This window comes from Anaerofustis sp. (genome assembly GCF_019420015.1).
Taxonomy (GTDB): domain Bacteria; phylum Bacillota; class Clostridia; order Eubacteriales; family Anaerofustaceae; genus Anaerofustis.
In genome coordinates this window covers 1-3,808 of the sequence record NZ_JAHZIA010000054.1, presented here as the reverse complement: position 1 = coordinate 3,808, position 3,808 = coordinate 1, and the positions used below count along the sequence as shown (strand labels likewise).

The window sequence follows — 3,808 nt, the reverse complement described above, 5'->3', positions numbered from 1 at the left end:
ACGAAATACTGCAATTCATTTCGTTTTTTGAAGCTTTTTTGTGTCCATTTTTGCTTTTGTCAACAATATTCTTCCCCTAATAATAACACAATAACAGCTCTATCCCTTCATATTTATAACCCTAATTCCCGAATTACTTCTTCCGGTGACACAAAAGAATGACAATCGGGGTTGGATTGTATATCTTTCAGCATTTCAGTATCCGTTTCATCGGGGATTATTTCTTCAATATCTTCCCAAGGTGAAAAATTGTTTAGGATGATTTTCCACAAAGCATTTGCATCTTTATCACTCATGACCGTAACAGCACCTAAAATTCTTTCTTTTATGTTTGACATAATATAAGAAACCTCCTTTATTTATAAACTTCGCCTCTGTTATTTATTCTTTCGATATACAGTATATTTCCCTGTTTATCGAATATAACCCATACATCTCCTATGCGCAAGCGATATTTTGAAGATGTGCCTTGTAACTTCTTAACATCGCCGGCAGGTAATGAATTAATGGCTTTTAAAATCCTTTGCTATAAAGCTCGTTCTTGTTTCTTTAAAAATTTTATCGCTTGTTTGCTATAATGTATTTCCAATTGTCTTACCACTTCCTTTCTAAAAACATTTTACCTCACCAAGCTTTGGAAAGCAACGGCTTTACCTAAAATTTTTACCATGTTCATATCCTCTTTTTCATATATAATATCATCATATACGGGATTTTCGTGGCGAAGTATTATTTTATCGGTTTTTATATATATTTTTTTCAGAGTTGCCTCATCTTCAATCACAACGGCGGCGATTTCTCCGTTTTGAACAATAGGCTGCTCTTTTATAAATATAATATCACCGTCAAAAATTCTTGCATTTATCATACTGTCACCTTTGGCTATCAGGCAAAAATCAGCCTGTATATCTTCCGCAGCTTCTATGTATGTTTCGTATGCCTCATTACAATAGATAGGTTTTCCGCACGCTATTTCTCCGAGCATGGGGAATTTTTTCCTTTTTATTGGACGTATGCCATATTGTTCTAAATCCACACCATTATCATCAGTTATACCTAATATAACCAAAGGAGATATTTTTAAAACTTTAGCCAAAAGAGCAATTTTATCTCTTTTCATATTATCAATAAAACCAGTTTCCCATTTTTTCACAGTGCTCTTGCTCACACCAACAAAATTTCCAACTTCCTCTAACGTTAATCCCAATTCTTTTCTACGTTTTTCTAAATCAATTTCAATATTCATTTCCATCACCCATTCTCATTATATCACAAACGTTTCATAAAAGCAACACTTGTTTAAAAAAAAATAAAAAAAGTTTCCTAAAAGCTATTGACAGATTAAAAAACACATGATATAACAAAAGTATCTTAAAGGAAACAAAACAGCACAAGCGAAAGGAGTGAGAGGATGAATATTTCGGAGTATGTGCCGGTTATATGCTTGCTTGCAATATGCGTCCTTTCTGCAATATATGCCAGAAAGGAAAACAAACTTAAAGAAACGGCAAAAATACTTGACAGGCGATTAGCAAAGTTAGAAAACGGTGAAAAAACAATAGTATATTCTGATGAGTATATTAAGAAAGTTTCTGCACAATGTTTATTAAAAGACTTAACTTTTCGCGTATCAAATCAAGAAGTCTGCCGCCAATGTCCGCTTTATCTAAATACACTCCGAGCAGGTACAGAACAAACCATTCAACCAAATAAAGAATAAAAGAAAAAAATTATTTGGTATATGTCTTTGTATCGGCTTAAAGATTGATAATCTTGAAAGAAGATAATAAAGCCAGAAAGGCGATCGGATATAATTGGTATAAAATACACCTTGTGCAATCAAGAGAGAACTGCGTATGCCATCAAAACGATATTGGCGAAGATAGTTTTTGGGGTTTGAGGCTTCAAGGCTATATATGTGTGCTTTTTGTAATATGTCATTTATGGGGATCATGTACTTATAAGATATTCCACGATCTGAACCCGAAAGCGCCTACACATTGGTATTACTCGGAAATCCTGCACTTTCATGAATTGGCACAGGCTAAGGATAATACATACGGCTATAATTACGGACATTTTACCATTGCCGATAATTTGAGCGTATCTGATGAAAAGCTTAAAAAAATATTATCCACATATGAAAAAGGGACGGTGTGGTATGACCGAGACATAAAAGGTATACGCACACCGGCAGAGGGTATTGTATTTAAGGATTTTACGGAGCATACAGACAACTATATTGTGAGCCGTGAAAATGTTCCGAAAGCGTTCAAATGGGTTGCGATAGGATTTGATATTGGCGGCAACGGGTCGGCATATGCATTGACCTGCTCGGCGCAGGGGTATGACGATGTTATATATATCCTAAAAAGCATAAAAAGACAAGCTCCCGACCTGCCGATGAATGAGGTGGAAACATTTGTTTTTGATTTTGTGGACAGCGTGGAAAAAGAATACGGTGTTACGATAGAAGATGTAGCTTGCGACCATTCGGACGTTATTATAAATACACTGAATGAAAAACAGTACATATTCGGCAAGACCTACAAACCGCCGCTTGATGAAAGACCGAGGCAGTTTTCATTGCTTATGGCAACGGGGCGGTTTAAGCTGGTGGCGGACGTATGTAATGACCTTGTGGAAGAACTTAAAAATCTGGTGTACGACAGCAAGCAAGACAAGCCGATATGTTCGAGGCGGCAGGCATGAAACGAAAAGCCGGAGACTGCAAGGACAGGATAAAAGCCTACAGGAGCACTTATGATGATATGTGCAAAAATGTAAAAGGCTTAGAACCTCGCCTAAACCGCATGAAAAGCTATAAAAGTGTTGACATTTCGGGTAAAAGTGGTATAATAAAAGAGAAAGACATAAATATTTTTAAAAGCGTTGGAGCTGCGGCTTTTAAAGATGTTGTTTCTTTACCTAACGGCAACAAAGGCAAAATACAAGAAGGCAGCAAAATAACAAAAGTAGTTGTCTTTGCCGGAAAAGGAACTAATAAAGAGTTAAGGGTTGCGGAACATCTTGAAAGGCAATACGCTGTTCCAAAAACTGAATGGAAACACGTCAGAGGTGATGGGTATGTCGTATGTGATGATGGGAAAACAAGACATGCGGAATTACATTGGTTTGAAAGTAACGAAACGGGCAGAATTAAAATGAAAGTCAAGAGGTATTTTGATAATGAAAGTTAAATATATCGGTGATACGGATCCGGTGTGCTTAATCAAGGATAAGATTTACGAATGTTTAAGCGAGGAACATGGTGAATATAGAATTATTGATGAAGAGGGATATGACAATGAACAGGAAGTACAAGGATATTTATACCCCAAACGTTTTTTTGAAATAATAAAAGAATAGTACCGCCGTTATTTGGCGGTATTTTTATATCCACTACAACTAAATAAATCAAGAACAGTTTATCGCTGTTCTTTTTTTATATCAAAATTTTGTCAGGAGATTAGACGTAAAACAGTCGAGCCGGAGGAGCAACCTCGTAAAAAAGCGTAGGCGGAAAGGAAAAAGTTATGAAAAGAGAGGACATTAAGGCAATATTTGCCGAGGCAACGGACGAACAGCTTAAAAAAATTATGGATTTGAACGGCTCGGACGTTGAGAGGGAAAAAGGAAAGTTATCTGCACTCGAAAAAGAGCTTGAAGACAAAAAAGCAGCCTTTGACACGCTACTATAACGGCGGCAACTATATTGTAGGCTTGGTTAACGGCTACAAGGTGGCAACTGCTAATCAGGAGGCGAACGCATGAATCGGTTATTGATGAAAAAGCGTGCATTTATGGC

The 3,808-nt window shown here is 36.6% G+C and carries 7 protein-coding genes; 5 read left to right on the top strand and 2 right to left on the bottom strand.

From position 1 onward, the window contains the following. Nucleotides 1–113 precede the first annotated feature (113 nt). Both QZ357_RS08890 and QZ357_RS08885 read right to left on the bottom strand, forming a co-directional pair. Nucleotides 114–338, bottom strand: a complete 225-nt coding sequence (locus tag QZ357_RS08890; RefSeq protein WP_290776322.1) for a hypothetical protein — start codon at nt 336–338, stop codon at nt 114–116. 281 nt (nt 339–619) lie between these two features. After that, nucleotides 620–1,246: a S24 family peptidase gene (locus tag QZ357_RS08885; protein WP_290776320.1), complete on the bottom strand. Its 627-nt coding sequence runs from the start codon at nt 1,244–1,246 to the stop codon at nt 620–622. Between the two features lie 165 nt (nt 1,247–1,411). Here QZ357_RS08885 and QZ357_RS08880 point away from each other — a divergent pair, with 165 nt between their 5' ends. The 5 genes from QZ357_RS08880 (at nt 1,412) to QZ357_RS08860 (ending at nt 3,701) form a co-directional block, all read left to right on the top strand. Next, complete coding sequence (locus tag QZ357_RS08880; RefSeq protein ID WP_290776318.1) at nt 1,412–1,720, top strand: hypothetical protein; 309 nt, start codon at nt 1,412–1,414, stop codon at nt 1,718–1,720. A 53-nt stretch (nt 1,721–1,773) separates the two neighbouring features. After that, on the top strand, nt 1,774–2,712 hold the full coding sequence (locus QZ357_RS08875; protein ID WP_290776316.1) for a hypothetical protein: 939 nt from the start codon (nt 1,774–1,776) through the stop codon (nt 2,710–2,712). After that, a complete protein-coding gene (locus QZ357_RS08870) occupies nt 2,709–3,200 on the top strand; it encodes a hypothetical protein (protein WP_290776314.1) in 492 nt (163 codons plus the stop codon). Before QZ357_RS08875 ends, QZ357_RS08870 begins: the two co-directional genes overlap by 4 nt. After that, nucleotides 3,190–3,369, top strand: coding sequence for a hypothetical protein (locus QZ357_RS08865; RefSeq protein ID WP_290776312.1), 180 nt, complete (start codon nt 3,190–3,192; stop codon nt 3,367–3,369). Before QZ357_RS08870 ends, QZ357_RS08865 begins: the two co-directional genes overlap by 11 nt. A gap of 167 nt (nt 3,370–3,536) precedes the next feature. Beyond that, on the top strand, nt 3,537–3,701 hold the full coding sequence (locus QZ357_RS08860; protein WP_290776310.1) for a hypothetical protein: 165 nt from the start codon (nt 3,537–3,539) through the stop codon (nt 3,699–3,701). The last annotated feature ends 107 nt before the right edge of the window (nt 3,702–3,808 follow it).